Source organism: Verrucomicrobiia bacterium (assembly GCA_035577545.1).
Lineage (GTDB): Bacteria > Verrucomicrobiota > Verrucomicrobiia > Palsa-1439 > Palsa-1439 > Palsa-1439.
Genome location: DATLVI010000035.1, coordinates 88,098 through 105,616, shown reverse-complemented (window position 1 = coordinate 105,616; position 17,519 = coordinate 88,098). Strand labels below are relative to the sequence as shown.

The window sequence follows — 17,519 nt, the reverse complement described above, 5'->3', positions numbered from 1 at the left end:
TTGCGTAGATGACGACCACCAACCAGACGCCGTCTGCTTCCTCTCGCTTCACGAATGGCCTTGAGGCATTGTTTTATTTCTACGTCTTCAATGTTCTGCAGTTGCTGGTTATCGGCCATGGCTACCTCTCCCATGTCCCCACCGGCACCTCGACGTGGGGCTGGCTCGCGACGCTGTTGGCGTTCGTGGCAAACTTTGCGCTGCTGGCGCTGGTGCCCGCGTTATTGTCGCTCATCGCCCTGATATCGCGGCGGTTGTGGGTGATGTTGACGGCGGCCATCATTCTGTTCGGTCTGTTTAACGTGTTCATTTACGCCGATTTCGTGATCTACCAACTCTGGCTATTTCACTTTAACAGCTTCGTGTGGAACCTGATCACGACGCCTGGCTCCGGCGATGTCACTGTCGCTGGCAAGAGCACGGTTCTCTACACGGTCGGAACTGTCACACTGATCTTCTCCACGGAGATTATTTTCGCCGCGTTCTTGCTGCCCTGGCTCCGACGCCTGCCACTGGCCTCCCGGCTGCGAAGTCGCAGGGGGTTCGTCATCGCGTGTTCCACCGTGCTCGCGCTGATCTTCCTCAATATCGCCGTGTACGATATCGCAGATCTTCGCGACGATGTTGAGATCCTGCGGGTGAAGCAACTCTTTCCCCTGTACCAAGCCGTCACCATGAAGCGATTCGCCATCAAGGTCCTGGGGATCAAGCTCTCCCAGGACATGCGCCTTAAATTACCGCCCAGCCAGGGCTCGTTTAATTGTCCAAAGGCGCCGTTGCGCTTTCGCGCTGGCGGGCCGCGTCCCAATATTCTCATCGTCCCCATTGAAGGCGGGCGCTTTGACATGCTCACACCCGATGTGATGCCTTTCCTTTCCCATTGGAGTGAAAGCAATCTCGTGTTTCGAGCGAATTTCAGCACCGGCAACACGACTCGCTACGGCATTTTCGGCCTGTTGTACGGTATTTACGGCACCTACTGGCAACGCGCGCTGGCCGAGCACACCGGGCCCGCGTTATTCAAGTCACTGAAAGGACTGGGATACAAGTTTCGCATCCTCTGCTCGGCCAACATGAACTATCCGGAACTCCACAGCACCTGTTTCGCCGATGTGCTGCCAGACACCACCGACCAGTGGCAATGCGAGCGCGTGGACCGCGACCGTCTCATGACCGATGCGTTCATCAAGTTTCTTGACCAAAAGCCGGCCGGTCCATTCCTGGGTTTTGTGTTCTACGACGCTTCGCACCAGCCGTACAGTTACCCGCCGGAGCACGCGATTTTCCCCACAGGAAACATGACTGAAGACATCAACTACATAAAACTCGCGCGGGGCGAAGGCGACATGGCGTTGATCAAGAACCGCTACAAGAACAGCCTCCACTACGTCGACTCACAGATTCAGCGTCTCCTGCAGACACTCGAGCAACGCGGGCTCTTGGAAAACACACTGGTATTCGTGATGGGCGACCACGGCGAAGAGTTCCGCGAGTTTGGGCTGTTCGGTCACGACAGCGCCTTCCATAAGTATCAAACGCAGACCTTAATGGTCGGCCACATCCCCGGCGAATCGCCAGGCGCCATCAACCGTCTCACCAGCCACATCGATGTTCCCGCGACCATTTTGACCTACATGGGCGTCGAGAATCCGCTCTCGGACTACACGTTGGGCCATTCGCTGCTTGACGAACATGAACCGCCATTCCTGTTCATCGCGAATTGGAGCAATGCCGCGCTCATCGATCGCCAGACCATTATCACGTTCGGACTCGAGGCCTATAATACCGATACCACGATTCTGGACACGAACAACGTGCCACTGCCAAACCAGCGCGAGGCGTTGGCCTCCCATCGCGGCGAAGTGCTGTCAGCGCTGCAGGGTATGCGTCAGTTCACCAAGTAACTGGCACTTGCGGTTACCGGGTAGCGCCTGACTTTTCAAAGCAGGCAAACCAATTCACCGAAATGTATTTGCGGAAGCCCTTTGTCTCGACCAGGCGTAATCCAGAAGCCTCTGCCTCCTTCTGCAGTTGCCAGTGCGAGACAGCATGGCCCCTGGGCCCACCACCGAGAACCGCCTGTTGCAGCAGCTTGCGCCAGTGGGTGAAACTGATCGGGTGATGAAACGAGACAAGCACCTTCCGTCGGGTGACGCGCGCGGCTTCGCGAAGTATGGCCTGCCGCGTCGCAGCATTGCCAATATGATGCAAGAAACGCCACATGATCACGCAGTCGAACGCCCGGTCCCGAAACGGCAGGAATTCGACATCGGCATTGGTGAATCCGACCGTTGGTTTTTCTCCGGCCGTCTGCTTCGCTTCCTGGATCATGGCCCGTGAAAAATCGGCTCCTGCATAACGGTATCCCTTTGACGTCAGCAAGGGGATGAATCGGCCGGTTCCGCACGGCACATCCAACACCAGTGCCTGAGCTGGCAAATCAGCCAGCCAACTCTTGACGATTTTCTCCTCGAGATCATACCGCGTAAACCGCGATGGATCGCGAGAGAAGCGATACGCGGCAGCCATTTCCGGCGATTGCCAGCTCTGCTTGGCCTTGTATTGGCCCGGTGGAGTGGAAGTACTCACGGGTATTTGAAGCGTAACCTCAGAGCTGCAATCATCTTGTTTGACTGTGCCAGAAAAATCGCCGTTGCGTCCACAAAAAAGGGTGATTAGACTCTCGCGCACAGAGAAGATGATGACGATGGGAGACAACAGACGATGATCGTGCTCGGACTGGGTGGCGCGGTGGGACATGATCCCGCGGCGGCGCTTGTTATCGACGGTAACGTCATTGCCGCAGCGGAAGAGGAACGCTTCCTACGCGACAAACACGCCAAGGGTCAACAAGCGGAACAGGCGGCATTGTATTGCCTGAAACAAGCGCAGATCAAACCGACGGATGTTCAGGTTGTCGCCTATCCATTTGCGCCGATCAGTATCTTCGGCCCCGAACGCTGGCATTACGCGCGGCGGCACCTGTACGCGCCCGATCGCGCCTTCACGGTTCTCCTGAATGGTAATCGTCGTTTTTACCGCAATAAGCGCGATGTGTTCGCCATGCTCCAGAAAATTGGTATCGACCCGCAAAAAATCAAGTTCGTCCCCATCGAACACCATCTGGCGCACGCGTCAAGCGCCTACCATCTCTCAGGTTACCGGGATGCCGCCATTATGAGCATCGACGGTGTCGGCGAATACTGCACCACATGGTTTGGTTATGGCGAAGGCGGCGAGATAAAATGCACCCAGGAATTTTATGCGCCCGATTCGCTGGGCGGTTTCTACGGCGCGGTGACGGAGTTCCTCGGCTTCGAGATGCTGGATGGCGAGTTCAAGGTGATGGGCATGGCGCCGTACGGTGACGCGAGCCGCTTCGATATCGGGCCGCTGATCCACGCCACTGCGGAAGGGTTCAAGATCAACACGAAGTTGGTCAACTGTATCGGTTGGCGCCGCTACAAGCGCAACGGCAAGGGCACCTTCTTCGCGCAACGCCTGGTCGACCTCTGGGGTCCCGCGCGCCAAGGTGACGAAATCGACGAACCGTATGTTCACATCGCGGCGGCGGTGCAGAAAACCCTTGAAGAACTCGTGCTCGGTCTCACGAAATATCACCTCGGCGATTATATTAAGAAGTCGCAGCGCCTCTGCTACGCCGGTGGTGTGGCCCTGAACGTGAAATGCAACAAACGGCTCATCGAATACCTCGGAAAAAATGGCGAACTGTTCGTCCAACCGGCGGCCAGCGATGCCGGCACCGCGCTGGGCGCGGCTACGTACGTGGCGCATCAAGAAGGCGACACGATCAAGCCCATGCAGCACGCTTATCTCGGTCCCGAATACTCGAACGACGAAATCGAGGCGACTCTCCAGAAGCGCAGCATTCGCTACGACCGGGTTGCCATCATCGATGTCGTCAGCGATCTCCTTGCTCAGGGTGAAGTCGTGGCCTGGTTCCAGGGCCGCATGGAATTCGGGCCGCGCTCGCTCGGCAACCGCAGCATCCTCGGCAACCCGTCGCTCAAGGGTGTTAGCGACCTGATCAATTCGCAGATCAAATACCGCGAACGTTGGCGGCCCTTCTGTCCGTCCATTCTTGATCGCGCGGCGCCTGATATTCTGCAGTCGGCGCACCCGTCCCCCTACATGACGTTTACCTTTGATGTCGCCGAAAAATGGAAATCGCGCCTGAAAGAAATTGTGCACGTTGACGGCACGGCGCGTCCGCAAATTGTGACGCCGCAGAGCAACCGTCGTTACTACGAGTTGCTCGCGAGGTTTCACTCCAAAACGCAAATCCCCTGTCTGCTCAACACTTCCCTCAACCGCCGCGGTGAGCCCATGGTCTGCTCTCCCGACGACGCGTTGAACATGTTTTACGGCAGCGACCTCCAGAACCTCGCGATTGGCGATTTCCTGGTTCAGAAGTCACCCTAAGGCGTCGAAACGACCTTCAGTTTGCAGGCACGGTAGGAAAGCGTGGAGTTTCAAGAGTAGAAGCCCTGTTGTTCCAGCGATAGCTCAACTTCCTTCTCCGGACTCGAATAGGTTGCAAATGTGCAACGTGAAAAGGCAGATGGGCCAATTCAAACTCCGCTTGCAACCAATCGTCCAATTCATGACCGGGGAGTCCGCCGCGTTCCAGGTAGATCTCGAAGGCGCGCGCTCGAATTTGCTGCTCTGACAGGTGACTAATCCTCATGATCCCCTCACGTCCAAAGATAATCCGCCAACCGCAAAAATCAAATCGGCGCAACATCTGACAGAGGTCCCCAATGGGATGATACGCTTGGGGAAAATGGTGCCAGGGGGGAGAGTTGAACTCCCGACCAAGGGCTTATGAGTCCCCTGCTCTACCACTGAGCTACCCTGGCACAATTCAAATCGTCGGTCATGCCGCCCGACCCCTTTGGGCCGGCACAATCTGCGAAGCGCCGCATGATTAGCCAGCCGCCCAGAAATTTCAACTGCCTTTTTCCGAACACTGAAATCGTGGACGCCCACCCACCTCGGAGTAGAAGCAAATGGGGAACCCTTGCTGAGGGTGTGGGCTGTCGGGGCCCACAATTCTCAAGTGGAGATGGGTCACCAAAGACGATTTCTCGAGGCGTTGCAGAAGGCTTTGGCCTGGCAGGTGTGAACGCACCTCAGCAGGAGCGTGACTTACGCGTGGCGGCGCGCAGTTCTGCGCGCGAGCAACGCCAGCCCGGCGAAGCCGACCATCGCCAGTGCGATCGTGGTCGGCTCGGGGACCGTCACCGTGACCCCATGCTGAATGTTCACGGAATCCGCCCAGATCTGCCCGGTGTAGCTGGTGACACCGCTGCCCGCACCGATGGTGGCTGTTCCGTTGGGGACGAAGAGTGTGCCGTCCCATGAACTCCCACCGCCCTGCGACCAGTCACCGTGTACCTCCCAAGAGAGAGCGTTGGAGCCGGTGACGATGGCTGTCCGGTTGTTCATGGTGACATTGCCGACGATAAAAACATTGATCGGGCCCCCGGTGGTATCGAGATGGACCTGGGTGTTCCCACTAAGGGTGAGTGACGCCATGAAATACGTCCCCGCCGTCAGCTTCAGGTCGCCGCCGTTGCCGTACGAGACACCGCCGTAACTGCCCGGTGTCAGCGTGCTGGTCTGGGTCGTGACATTACTGGTTCCCGCGGAGAACGACGTCGCCGTCGGGAAGACGGGCAACATCGGGTCGCCGACTACAACACTCCCGATGACGTCACCGCTGTTGGTAGTCAGAACGCCCCCGGGGGCAATATACAAGGTCCCCACGATCGTAGCGTTATTCTGCAGGTCGACATTCGTTCCACTGCGGGCATCGCCGTTAACGATGGTCGCCCCATTCATGAAGATCGCGTTATGATTGGCCGTATCAGCGTTCTTAGCGCCGACCAGTCCATTTACGGTCGAGCCGACGCCGATTTGAACGCCGTCCAAGCCGTAGACTGTGTAGTCGGTTATGCTCGTGGTGGCGAAGAGCTGCGAGGGCACGGCCGATAACGCTACGGCGGCGAACAAGCAGAGAATAACCGACGCGCGTTTGGAATTTGTTCTAATAGAAACCCTCGCCGTCATCATTTCATCTCGCAAAATACTTGCGTTACATCTTCACTATCAGCACGACGTGGGCTGGGTGCCTCTCCAAGCACCCCGACTATACCAAACACATGAATCGATTCAAGCATTTATTTCAAGAATTTACGCGCCAAAGCGAACAACAATATGCGGTTCTCTTGGAAGCGCAAGCTTCGCAAGTCGTCTCGAGCGGGAGGTCACTCCTAACGGTCCGAACTGGAGTTATTGGTCTTGGTCGTATGCGCACTTGGTGAGAATGGGCGAAATGCATCGGGCGGAGTGCGGGTTTAGTGGGAGAAGCTGAGAACAGCGCGTGTGGCCCAAGAGCCGTTGGGACGGATGTCAGGATCCGGAAAGTTCCCGCGATCGCTGCTTGGCTACCTCGATTGCCTCGACAAAAATCTCCGTCAACTTGCGCCCGTTCATCACCTTGAGCGCGGCCTCGGTCGTGCCGCCGGGCGAGGTCACTTTGCGGCGGAGCGACTCCGGCCCCTCCCCGCCCTCCGCCAACAACCTTGCGGCACCGTAAACGGTCTGGATCGCCAGCTTCCTCGCCAAGGCTTCATCCAATCCGGCGGCAACGCCACCCTTAATCATCGCCTCAGTCACGTAGAACACGTAGGCGGGACCGCTGCCACTGAGGGCGGTCACGGCGTCGATAAGCCTCTCTTCGATGCGCACGGTGATGCCCACGGCCCCAAGAATCGATTCAGCGGTCGCCAGGTCATCGTCAGTCGCATAAGCACCTTTCGCCAACGCAGCGGCACCGGCTCCGACCAGTGCTGGCGTGTTCGGCATCACCCGAACCACCCGGACTTTGTCACCCAACTCACTTTCGATGCGAGTCGTCGTCACTCCTGCGGCGATCGAGATGAACAGCTTGCGAACTGCGGCTGCCGATTTCAAAGGAGCCAGGACCGCAGACATCTGTTGCGGTTTGACAGCGAGCAGGACAATGTCGGCGTCCGCAACCGCCTTGATGTTATCGTCTGTAGTGCGGATGCCAAAAGTCTTCTCCAATTCGCCCAATCGTTCGGGACGCACATCCGTGGCGATAATCTGCGACGGCATAACCGTCTTTGCCGCCAGCAATCCACGAATCAGCGCTTCCCCCATGTTCCCCGCGCCAAGGAACGCGATTGTCTTATTCTTCAGGCTCATGTCGTTTTCGTTCTCCAAAAATGGCAGCGCCGATGCGCACCATGGTCGCACCCTCTTCGATGGCGACCTCAAAATCGTGGGTCATGCCCATCGATAGCTCTCGCAGGCTGAGCGCATCGCGAAGCTCCCGCAACCGGCGGAAGTGAGGCCGCGCTTTCTCCACTTCGTCCGCGACAGGTGCAATGGTCATCAATCCCTGGACCTCGAGGCGTGGCAATCTGTTGATCTCGCTGAGGGTGGACTCCAAATCCTCGGGCTTCAACCCAAATTTGCTCGCTTCGCCCGAGACATTTACCTCGAGAAAAATAACTTGTGTTTTGCCCGTGTGTTCGGCCCATTTGCTCAATTCGGCAGCCAATTTAAGGCTATCGACGGAGTGAATGACTTCGAACAAGCCCACGGCATCGCGCGCTTTGTTCGTTTGCAGGTGGCCGATCATGTGCCAGTGCGCCCGGCTCGACACCAGCGGTATCTTTGCCTTTGCCTCCTGCACTCGGCTCTCGCCGAAAAGGGCCTGCCCGGCCGCCAGCGCAGCTTCCACGCGCTCCGGCTCGATTGTCTTACTCACGGCCACAAGTGTAACGTCCTCCGGCCGACGCCCCGCGCGCTCGGCAGCGGAGCGGATGCGCTGGCGAATCTGATTTATGTTGTGTGCAACCTCACTCACGTCTAGATTGTATTCGCAAAGTGGCGCGCATCGCAAGCGGGGGTTGCGAGCGGACGAGCGGCCTGACGTACGTCCCGTTTATTACATAGCAGGAACCAATTATTGCGTAGCAATAACCAAAGCTTGCACACAGCGCAGGAATCAATAGAATCCACACGTCAATGGCGCTCTCATCAAAGCTGGGCCATTTTAACTTAATCGAGGAGATCGCGCATGGCGGTATGGGCACGGTCTTCCGTGCCTTCGACCCCACCTTGAACCGTGAGGTCGCAATCAAGGTTTTGCGCGAGGACCTGGCGCATGACCCGAAGTTCCTTAACGATTTCCTCGAGGAAGCCCGTTCCGCCGCCGCCATCAGCCATCCACACATCGTCCAGATCTATTTCGTCGGTGAAGAAGCTTCCCAATACTACATCGTGATGGAATTACTCAAGGGCCGCACCCTTCGCGAGATCGTCGAGAAAGACGGTCCGATGAACGAAGAGGAAGCGCTCGACATGACCGTGGACGTGATCGAAGGACTGCGCGCGGCCTACAGGAACCAGATGATCCATGGCGACATCAAGCCCGCCAATATTTTCATCGCCGATGACGTAGGCGCGAAGATTTTGGATTTCGGCCTCTCCAAGCTGGCCAATGTCGATGTCGCGCCTGACCAGGGCATCTGGGGCTCGCCCTACTACATCTCTCCCGAGCGGGTTGGGCAAAAGGCCGAGGATTTCCGCAGCGACGTGTATAGTTTGGGCGCAACCTTGTTCCAGATGCTCACCGGACATCCGCCGTTTGAGGCCGACACACCCGAGGAACTTGCCGCGAAACGTCTCAACGAGAAGCCACCGCTGTTACGGGAACTGAATCCGGATCTTACACGCAAGACCGAGGAAGTCGTCAACAAGATGCTCAATAAGAGCATTCTTCTCCGCTACCGTGATTACGATGCATTGCTGGTCGATCTCAAGGAAGCCAAGACCGAAGCCACGGCCAAGCGCCTCGGGGTTGATCTCCATCCCGAATTCCAGCCGCCCCCACCGCCGCCACGAGCGCCGAAGCAGACTTCTCCCCTTCCACTGGTGATCACAACGGTGATCGTCGTGTTGCTGATTGTCGGGGTGGTCGCCTACATTTTCTGGCCGCGCACTCCTGTGCCCACCCCTTCTCCTTCGCCTTCACCCAGTCCCACGACGCAGCCACAAACGCCACAAACACCAGCGCCGATACCGCCAAAACCCAAACCGGCACGTCCCTACAACGTCGAGTTCTCGCTTAACGCGTCCAGCGCGCCCGGCGCGCATACAATCACCATCGCGGGCGATTTCAATGGGTGGAAACCGGAAACGGCTATCCCCATGCGCAAGCTGCCCAATGGCGAGTGGGCCGCCACCATCCAACTCCCGGCGGGACGACACTTGTACAAATTGATCGTCGACGGAAAGTGGATCCCCGACCCGGAGAACCCGGCGCAAGAGGATGACAATTATGGAGGCAAGAACTCGGTGGTTGTGGTGGGTAAGTAGCGGTGGCGACGGATCCGCATTTGGCCGGCTTCATTGAGTCTTTCAACCGCCAGGCGTACTACGAGGCCCATGATGTCCTGGAAGAGTTGTGGTTGAAAACCACCGACGAGCGCCGCGACTTCTACAAAGGCCTGATCCAAACGGCCGCAGTCTTTCTGAAACTGCAACAAGGCAAACCCGAGCCGGCTGCGCGTTTGGCGCTGCGCGCGACATCGCATCTGGAAAAGTATCCGGGAGTTTGCGAACGTCTCAGTGTGGAAGAGGTACTGGGCTGGCTCCATGACGTGAGCCGCGGTCGCAATCTCGTGGCGGAAGGCAATCCGCCGCGGATGGAGTTGCTCGACACATGAAACTGATCCAGGTTCTATGCATGGTGCTCACGGAGCTGAGCATTGGCAGTTTGCTGTTGCTTTGCCTGCTGCCGCCGCGTGAGATCCGCACGAGTTTCTTCACATTCAACAGCCTTCTGTGCGCCCTGACGGCCGCCATTGCCGTCGTGCTATCAAAGGCGGTGCTGCAGTCGGCCTGGACAGATGTGCGGTTCCTCGGTCTTACTGTCATCGGCGCCACCGCGGCCTATGGCGCGTTCCGATTGGAGAAACCTAATCTGGGGAGACTCTTGTTACTGGCATCGGGTCTGGCCGGTTCGGCGTTTGGCCTCATGCCCCTGGCGCAACATGCGCTTGCCATCCGCGGGTTGGAAACGACAGCACCCTGGTTTTTCGACGCGGGAGTGTTGAGTGCTACGTTGCTGCTGGGAGCCACGACCGTCGGGATGATCCTGGGTCATTGGTACCTGCTGATGCGACGCCTGAGCTTCGAACATCTGCTCCGCTTCGCGCAGATCGTGCTCGGGGCGGTGGTTCTGCGCGCCGTCATCGTCATCGCCACGGTCTCGTCGCTGGAAAGATTCGATCCGAACCTCGGCGGCATCCTTATTCCGTCGCTCTGGTCGCTTCACGGGAACTTGTTTTTCTTTCTCATGCGCCTGCTGTGGGGACTGGCGCTGCCACTGGCATTGGCCATCATGGTCCTGCGCTGCGCGCAGGAAAAGGCCAACCAGGCGGCAACGGGCATGCTGTACGTCATGGAAGTCAGCGTGCTGTTCGGTGAATTATTTGCCGCGTACCTCCTCATCTGATAGGATCGCGCCCGGGACGCGGGACGCTTGCGTCGCCAACCGCCCGTGTGTTAGAGTTCACCTCGTTGATTTTTGCGTCGGGACGTAGCGCAGCCTGGTAGCGCACTTGCATGGGGTGCAAGGGGTCGCGAGTTCGAATCTCGCCGTCCCGACCATTTTTCGCTCGCGCTCTGCGCGAGCGAAAAATGCCCTTCGTAGCCTCTGGCGAAGAAGGGCAATTACCTCTGCTCATTGCTTTGACATGCACTACGTCTACCTCCTCCGCAGCCTAAAGAATTCATCGAGAACCTACATCGGCATCACCGACGATCTCAAAGCGCGGCTCAAGAATCATAACGAAGGCGGGACCAATAACACTTCGAAATACCGGCCTTGGTAACTCGTCGGCTACGTGGCCCTTGCCGACCGCCGCCGCGCCGCCGAACTTGAGCGCTATCTGAAGAGTGGCTCGGGACACGCCTTCGCGAAGCGACATCTCTGGCCGAACAACTCGACTTCCGACTGAACTGATAAGCTTGCGGCAAATTCCCCACTGCGATAGGATGTGTTGCGCCATGGATCCACTGCTAAAACTCCTCGAAGAACACGCGTTGCGAACGCCAGCCGACCTGTCCAAGATGCTCAACCTTCCCGCCGACGAAGTGCAGCGCCGCATCAAACAGTACGAGGACGACAAGGTCATCCTCGGCTACAAGGCTGTTATCAACGACGACAAGGTTGACACCGACCTCGTCAAAGCCGTCATCGAGGTCAAGATCCAGCCCGAACGCGAAGGCGGCTTCGACCGCATTGCCAAACGCATCGCCAAGTTCGACGAAGTCACTTCCCTCTTCCTGATGTCCGGCGGCTACGACCTCCTCATTTTCGTCGAAGGCCGCAATCTCCGCGAAGTCGCCCAGTTCGTCGCCGAAAAGCTCGCCACCCTCGCCGGCGTCACGAGCACCGGCACCCACTTCATGCTCAAGACCTACAAAGAGCAGGCGGTGATGATGGAAGGCGCCGAAGAATTCGAGCGCCTCAAGATCAGCCCCTAACAGTGCAGCAGACCGGACCTACGACGGATTGGGGTTGAACTTCTCGCGGATGCGCTTGAACGTTCTTTTGATTGTGGCGTCCTCCGTACCGAGGCTGTCGCCATACTGTCCCGCCTTGAGGATCAGCTTGCCGGTCTTGGCGTCGAAGAATTCCAAATAGAAAATTTGGAAGCGCCAGTACATGTCCCAAAAATAATGATAGTTGATACGGCACCACAATTCATCCGACAACTCCTCACCCGGCAAAATCCTGCCGGAACGCACGAGCACCACGGAATCCTTGACGCGATCAAATGAAAGTTTTGTCTTTTCAGCGTTCCCACGATCCCCGGATATCCCCGCCTGTTTCACAAAGTCGCTCAAGGCATCCGGCTTGATCGCAAAATTGACGTTTTGTGGCAAGGTGCCGTGGGTCACCGCCATCACGTTCATGGGACTCAGTGTCGAGTTAATCATGCCGACGACGTCGCCGTTCTCGTTGAGCAACGGGCTGCCGCTGTTGCCCGCCTGCACTTCAACCGAAACCTGGATCTGCTTCGGGTCGTCATGCATTCCCACATTGGAACTGACCAGGCCCTTCGCGAGCCGCGGCGAAGTCCCCAGGATCTCGCTGAGCGGAAACCCAATCGTATACACCTCCTGCCCCATGGTGGGAGGCGCCGTGGAATCGATGACCAAACGCAGCACTTGATTCGTAACGGGTGTTTCCAACTTCAGCAGCGCAATGTCCGTGTTCGTATCCGCCTGCACGACGTCCGCGTACATCCGCTCCCCCGCCAGCCAGATCGTCGCGGTTTTCTCGTCACCAACAACGTGCGCGCACGTCAGCACGTGCCCTTGGTCGCTAATGACGAACCCGCTGCCTTGGCTCTCCCGTCCCGGCTTATCGGGATCCATCAGCTCCACCTCAAAGCCCATACCCTGCAGGCGCGCCACGACCTTCGGCTGCACCTCGCGAGGATCGTTATCCATCCTCACCATGTAGATCTTCCGATAATGTTTCTCGGGCGAGTAGTTGGCGGTCAACGTGGCTTGCGGGGTGGCACAACCGGACACCAGCACCGTGATACCACCAAGGATCGCTGCCAGAAATCGCCGCAATGGTTGGCAACGGTTCATCTCGATCTCCTCGGGGTGCCTCACAGGAAGAGTCTACTCAGCCGTAACTGCCGGTTCAATGAGAATTCCTCCCTCCCCAGTATCCTTCGTCAATGAGAAGAACCGTTGCGAAACGGATCAATATCCGCGATCTGTATCAGGTGTGCACACCAAACTACCGCAGGCTTCAAACCGCAACCGACGGCTCCGCCGTCGCCCCCGTCGCACGACGGGCGCGCGGGGTTTCCACGGCCACTCCCTGGTAATCCGCCAGACGACGGAACGTCGCGGATTCGCGGTACAGGTCCTCGAAGGAACTGGCGATGGCCTCGACTTGTGATTCATCATTCTGGACCTCGTTGGCGGCTTTCAAGACCACAAACTTGGTGCAGAGGTGCCGCACTGTGCTCAGGCGATGCGCGACGATGAGCGCGCTGGTCGCCGAACCGGAAAGCACTGTCGCCAGCCCTGCCTGCACCTCATGCTCGGTCACCGAGTCGAGGCTGGATGTCGCCTCATCAACCACGAGCAGCCACGGGCGACGGATCACCGCCGCGCCAATCATCAGGCGCTGGGCTTGGCCACCGGACAGCTTTATACCGTTCTTGCCGACAATCGTATCGAGTCCCTGCGTGAGCCGGTCCTTGAAGTCGATCTGCAGAAGCTGCATCAGTTTCCACAACTCGGCGTCGGTGATCCGGGCGCGTTCCTCTGTGCTGAGCCGATAGGTCAGGTTGTACCGGATGGAACCGTCAAACACCTGCGATTGTTGCGGGATGTAACCGATGCCCTTCCGCCAAGATGCCTGGCGAATGGTCCGCAGATCGATGCCGCCAACCAGAACGCAGCCGGATGTCGGGTCGTCGAATCGCAACAGTTTTCTCATGACGGTCGTCTTGCCCGCGCCGCTCGCGCCAAGCAGCGCCACCTTTTCCCCGGGTTCAATCGTGAAGTTGACCCGGATCAACGCGGCCGGCGCTTCCGCTGTTTTCTTCACCTCCGCCGGATATGTATGGGAGACGCCCGCGAATTCAATCTTGTGCGGCACGGTATGGTCCAGCGTCACCGCCTCCATCGAATCGGTAATGGCTGGCGGAATCCGCAGCGCTTCGATCATGGATTTGACCGAGGGCAGGTTCCAGTTGATCTGGTGCTCGATCGCGCCAATCCGCCAGATGTTCTCGCTGACCCTCGCCGACCACGCATAGAGCGGATAGAGCAGGCCGAGTTGCCATTTGTGGTTCCAGACCAGCCAGGCCCCCCACCCCATGATCACGATCAGGCCGGTCGCGTTGACCATCCCGCGAATATGCGCCTGTTTGATGAACCACAACCAGAACCTCCGGTCGCGCGTGATCACGCCATCGAAAATCCCGGACATCTCCCGGGTTTCCTCATCTTCTTTGCCGGAAATCTTGACGCGCTCCACCCGTTCCCAGCGTTCCACTCGCCGCCGGTTCAACGCGCGAAACTCTTTGTCGATCGGCGTGCAAACCTGGTTCACGCGAAAGTTCAGATAGATCGACCAGCAGAGGTACGTGAAAATCACGATTCCCATCACCACTCCCGCGATCCAACTGAGGAACCAGAGGAAGACATACGCCACGAGAAGCTGCATGATCGACGGTATCCCCTCAAAGAGGAGCATCCCCTGCATCTCCAGCAGCCGCCAGCGGCCTTTATCGATATTGCTCACCGCAAGCGTCGTGCCCTCATGGATATGCTGGCCCACGGACTTCTCAAAGAAGAGTTCCGTAATCCGATCATCCAGACGGCCCCAGTGAAGTCCGAGGACCCACTCGCGGGCCGATTCCTGGTAGCGATCGGCGAGCTTCTGCACGAGGAGACACCCCAGGAATATCCCGAGTCCCCAGCAAATCAATGTGCCGTTCCGGCTCGTGAGCCCGTTGAAAATGAGGGCCACCGCTCCGGGTTGAACTGTCTGCAGGATGATGACGACCAACAGGCCGCCAAACATCCGGTACAGCTTCCGCCGGCTCTGCGCCGTGGTCACTTCCCGCCAAATCCAGCGGAAAATGCCGCCCGCCTCCCGGGCGCTCTCCAGGTATTCCCCTACTGATGCTGCTGCCTTACGCTCTGGTTCTTCCATAAATTCCTTACGTTGACCAACCTCACTGCGCTACCTCTCCCGAACACGACAACAAAAAACCCTGCCTTCCTTTTCGGAAGCAGGGTTGGCGAAAACTATGGACGTGACACCTACCCGCTTCCAAACCCTCCTTCATTCGCGATGACAAAGTGGGCTGGGGAGACGCAGGAAGAAACCAGACCACTACCGCGCACCGAGGACATGGTAGTCCCCGCGAACGGGCTCATCAGTTGTGGTTTCATAATTCGCATCAAGTACTCTCCTCGAGCTTTGTAGCGGTTCAAGCGCCGCTCGTCAATAGTTTTCTCTTCGTGGCACTTGTTCTTCTCCTCGGAAGGGTCAAAGGAGTTGGTGCACCTTGTCCGCTGTAGCTTTAGCGAAGGAGGAAGCACGATGTGCGACGGCGGAAGCTTGCCGAGACCGCCCCGGGCCGTCTGTCGTTATCGTAATTGGGCGGCTGGGGCGCGAGCTTCATGGTTGCGATTGGGCTCCGTCACGCTTATAGTATGCGGTCATGAGATTCCGAGTTATCATCGAGCCAGACGAGGATGGGGTATTTGTGGCGGAATGCCCGGCGCTGCCGGGTTGCGTTTCCGAAGGCAAAACCCGTGAAGAAGCCATGGCCAATATTCGGGACGCCATCCAAGGCTATCTCCAGAGTCTGGAGAAGCATGGCGAGCCGATCCCCGGTGGAATCACAGAAGAGATTGTCGAAGTCTCAGTATGAGCCGCCTGCCAGTCTGTTCGGGCGCGGACGCCGTGCGCGCCTTTCGCAAGATCGGCTACGAGGTGGATCATCAAACCGGCAGTCACATCATCCTTCGCCATGCGTCCGGTCGTCGGTTGACAGTCCCCAACCATCGTGAACTCGCCAAAGGCACGCTCCGCGCTTTGATCCGCGATGCCGGCCTGACCAAGGAACAGTTCATGGCGCTTCTCTAACGCACTCACGTCACTAGCAATCCGCGTGTGAATCAAGCTCAGCAGGCAGAATCACATGTGGTTCGTAAAGCATTGCTTTTCGCAGCAAAAGGCGAGAAAACTTCCGCGTGAGTTTGGACGTCGTTTTGGATAAGGATGGCAACATAACGCGCTATAACACCGTCTTGGAGCTTCCCCCTGTCGAATCACCGCAGACGGCGGTGCGGGCTACTATTGCGAGCAAGGCTCAGAAGTGATGACACTTACAAGCTTGAAACTACGAATATTCGCACATCGGCTTATTGTTAAGCGGTTTATCCGAAAACTAGCTGGTTTTTATATCATAGCTTCTCTCATTTTTCTCATCGTGGGAACCTTTCTGATCTTTCATCCAGAAGCGGGTAAGGACATGGCGGGCAAGCTACCCCCTATTCCGATAATCATTCAATTAGTGATCGCGCTGATAGTGTATCGCCTTGCTGGTAAAATCCGCGCCTAATTCAAATTAGGACACCACCCCCTCCCTGCGTCGCTTGCATTTCCGTTCCCACGCACGTAAAATACAAGTTCATGCCCCTCGAACGTCAAACGAAGCGCGATTTTGTTGCCGAGCATGTGCGGAGTATCCCGCGCTCGGGGATTCGCGATTTCTTCGACATCGTCCAGTCGATGGACAATGTCGTGTCGCTCGGCATTGGCGAGCCGGGGTTCGTCACGCCGTGGCACATTCGCGAAGCGGCCATCTTCGCGCTCGAACGCGGGCGCACCAGTTACACTTCCAATTTCGGCTTGATCAAACTTCGCAAGGCGATCAGCACGTATTTGAAGGACGTCTTCCACATCGAGTACGACCCGAATTCGGAAATCCTCGTCACGGTCGGCGTCAGCGAGGGTCTGGACATTGCGTTGCGGGCCATTATCAATCCCGGCGACGAAGTTCTCTATCACGAACCCTGCTACGTCTCGTATCACCCGAGCGTGCAGTTGGTGCACGGCGTCGGCAAGGCAATCCGCACCCGCGCCGAAAATAAATTTTCACTGACTGCTGAAGACGTTGCGGCCTCCATCACACCGCGAACCAAAGCGATCATGCTGAATTTCCCGACCAACCCGACGGGTGCTACACTGTCCGCTGAAGAGGTCGAGAAAATCGCGCGGGTGTGCATCGATAACGATCTATTGGTATTGACCGACGAGATCTACAGCGAACTCACCTACTCCGGCAAGCACAGCACCGTTGCCGCGCTGCCGGGCATGAAGGAGCGTACGATTTTCCTCCACGGATTCTCGAAGGCGTTCGCGATGACCGGGTTCCGCATCGGCTACGTCTGCGCTCCCGTCGCGCTCACCGAAGCCATGTTGCGGGTCCACCAATACTCGATGCTCTGCGCCCCGATCCTCAGCCAGGAAGCCGCCATCGAGGCGCTGGAACATGGGCTGGACGACATCGCTGTCATGCGCGAGCAGTACCGGCTCCGCCGCAATTTCATCGTAAAGTCTTTCAACGAGATCGGCCTGCCCTGCCACATGCCGAACGGGGCCTTCTACTCGTTCCCGTCGATTCGTGAAACCGGGCTGACCTCGCGCGAGTTCGCCGTGCAGTTGCTCGAGCAGCAACGCGTCGCGGTCGTCCCCGGCGACGCCTTCGGTCCCAGCGGCGAAGGCCACGTGCGCGCCAGTTATTGCGGCGCCATGACCGAACTCGAAAAAGCCATCGACGGCATCGGCAAGTTCGTCCGCAGCCTTAAAAAATAGACGGAGGCTGGGTTCCTGGAACCGC

16 protein-coding genes and 2 tRNA genes are annotated in these 17,519 nt (G+C 57.8%); 11 read left to right on the top strand and 7 right to left on the bottom strand.

All coding sequences use genetic code 11. The features are described 5' to 3' along the window. Positions 1-8 precede the first annotated feature (8 nt). The gene (locus tag VNL17_13625; protein HXI85119.1) at positions 9-1,904 is read left to right on the top strand and encodes a sulfatase-like hydrolase/transferase; all 1,896 of its coding nucleotides are present in this window, start codon (positions 9-11) and stop codon (positions 1,902-1,904) included. A 13-nt stretch (positions 1,905-1,917) separates the two neighbouring features. On the opposite strand, the gene VNL17_13620 is transcribed toward VNL17_13625, so the two are convergent. Then, entirely contained in the window at positions 1,918-2,589 is a 672-nt protein-coding gene (locus tag VNL17_13620; GenBank protein ID HXI85118.1) for a class I SAM-dependent methyltransferase, read from the bottom strand. 135 nt (positions 2,590-2,724) lie between these two features. On the opposite strand from VNL17_13620, the gene VNL17_13615 reads away from it, so the two are divergent. Beyond that, positions 2,725-4,443 (top strand): carbamoyltransferase C-terminal domain-containing protein, encoded by a 1,719-nt coding sequence (locus VNL17_13615; GenBank protein HXI85117.1) that lies wholly within the window; start codon positions 2,725-2,727, stop codon positions 4,441-4,443. Between the two features lie 362 nt (positions 4,444-4,805). On the opposite strand, the gene VNL17_13610 is transcribed toward VNL17_13615, so the two are convergent. The 4 genes from VNL17_13610 to VNL17_13595 form a co-directional block, all read right to left on the bottom strand. Then, a tRNA-Met gene (locus tag VNL17_13610) sits at positions 4,806-4,880 on the bottom strand. A gap of 289 nt (positions 4,881-5,169) precedes the next feature. Next, on the bottom strand, positions 5,170-6,009 hold the full coding sequence (locus VNL17_13605; GenBank protein HXI85116.1) for a PEP-CTERM sorting domain-containing protein: 840 nt from the start codon (positions 6,007-6,009) through the stop codon (positions 5,170-5,172). A 426-nt stretch (positions 6,010-6,435) separates the two neighbouring features. After that, entirely contained in the window at positions 6,436-7,254 is an 819-nt protein-coding gene (gene proC / locus VNL17_13600) for a pyrroline-5-carboxylate reductase (protein HXI85115.1), read from the bottom strand. After that, a complete protein-coding gene (locus VNL17_13595; protein ID HXI85114.1) occupies positions 7,238-7,921 on the bottom strand; it encodes a YggS family pyridoxal phosphate-dependent enzyme in 684 nt (227 codons plus the stop codon). The genes proC and VNL17_13595 overlap by 17 nt, the downstream gene beginning before the upstream one ends. Positions 7,922-8,082: 161 nt before the next feature. Between VNL17_13595 and VNL17_13590 the strand changes: the two genes are divergently transcribed. The 6 genes from VNL17_13590 to VNL17_13565 all read left to right on the top strand — a co-directional run bounded on the left by VNL17_13590 (position 8,083) and on the right by VNL17_13565 (position 11,610). Then, a complete protein-coding gene (locus VNL17_13590; protein HXI85113.1) occupies positions 8,083-9,435 on the top strand; it encodes a protein kinase in 1,353 nt (450 codons plus the stop codon). 2 nt (positions 9,436-9,437) lie between these two features. Then, positions 9,438-9,785 (top strand): DUF309 domain-containing protein, encoded by a 348-nt coding sequence (locus VNL17_13585; protein HXI85112.1) that lies wholly within the window; start codon positions 9,438-9,440, stop codon positions 9,783-9,785. Continuing rightward, entirely contained in the window at positions 9,782-10,576 is a 795-nt protein-coding gene (locus VNL17_13580) for a hypothetical protein (protein ID HXI85111.1), read from the top strand. Before VNL17_13585 ends, VNL17_13580 begins: the two co-directional genes overlap by 4 nt. A gap of 78 nt (positions 10,577-10,654) precedes the next feature. Then, positions 10,655-10,731: transfer RNA gene (locus VNL17_13575), tRNA-Pro, on the top strand. Between the two features lie 86 nt (positions 10,732-10,817). Further along, positions 10,818-10,955, top strand: coding sequence for a GIY-YIG nuclease family protein (locus VNL17_13570; protein HXI85110.1), 138 nt, complete (start codon positions 10,818-10,820; stop codon positions 10,953-10,955). A 175-nt stretch (positions 10,956-11,130) separates the two neighbouring features. Continuing rightward, positions 11,131-11,610, top strand: a complete 480-nt coding sequence (locus VNL17_13565) for an Lrp/AsnC family transcriptional regulator (GenBank protein HXI85109.1) — start codon at positions 11,131-11,133, stop codon at positions 11,608-11,610. 18 nt (positions 11,611-11,628) lie between these two features. Here VNL17_13565 and VNL17_13560 read toward each other — a convergent pair whose 3' ends face one another. Then, positions 11,629-12,729: a serine protease gene (locus VNL17_13560; protein HXI85108.1), complete on the bottom strand. Its 1,101-nt coding sequence runs from the start codon at positions 12,727-12,729 to the stop codon at positions 11,629-11,631. Between the two features lie 166 nt (positions 12,730-12,895). After that, entirely contained in the window at positions 12,896-14,818 is a 1,923-nt protein-coding gene (locus VNL17_13555) for an ABC transporter ATP-binding protein (GenBank protein HXI85107.1), read from the bottom strand. A gap of 514 nt (positions 14,819-15,332) precedes the next feature. Between VNL17_13555 and VNL17_13550 the strand changes: the two genes are divergently transcribed. From VNL17_13550 to VNL17_13540, 3 genes are all read left to right on the top strand, one after another. Continuing rightward, a complete protein-coding gene (locus tag VNL17_13550; GenBank protein HXI85106.1) occupies positions 15,333-15,545 on the top strand; it encodes a type II toxin-antitoxin system HicB family antitoxin in 213 nt (70 codons plus the stop codon). After that, positions 15,542-15,760 carry a type II toxin-antitoxin system HicA family toxin gene (locus tag VNL17_13545; GenBank protein HXI85105.1) on the top strand — a complete coding sequence of 73 codons (219 nt, stop codon included), beginning with the start codon at positions 15,542-15,544 and terminating at the stop codon, positions 15,758-15,760. Before VNL17_13550 ends, VNL17_13545 begins: the two co-directional genes overlap by 4 nt. A gap of 549 nt (positions 15,761-16,309) precedes the next feature. Next, complete coding sequence (locus tag VNL17_13540; protein HXI85104.1) at positions 16,310-17,494, top strand: aminotransferase class I/II-fold pyridoxal phosphate-dependent enzyme; 1,185 nt, start codon at positions 16,310-16,312, stop codon at positions 17,492-17,494. Positions 17,495-17,519: the final 25 nt, after the last annotated feature.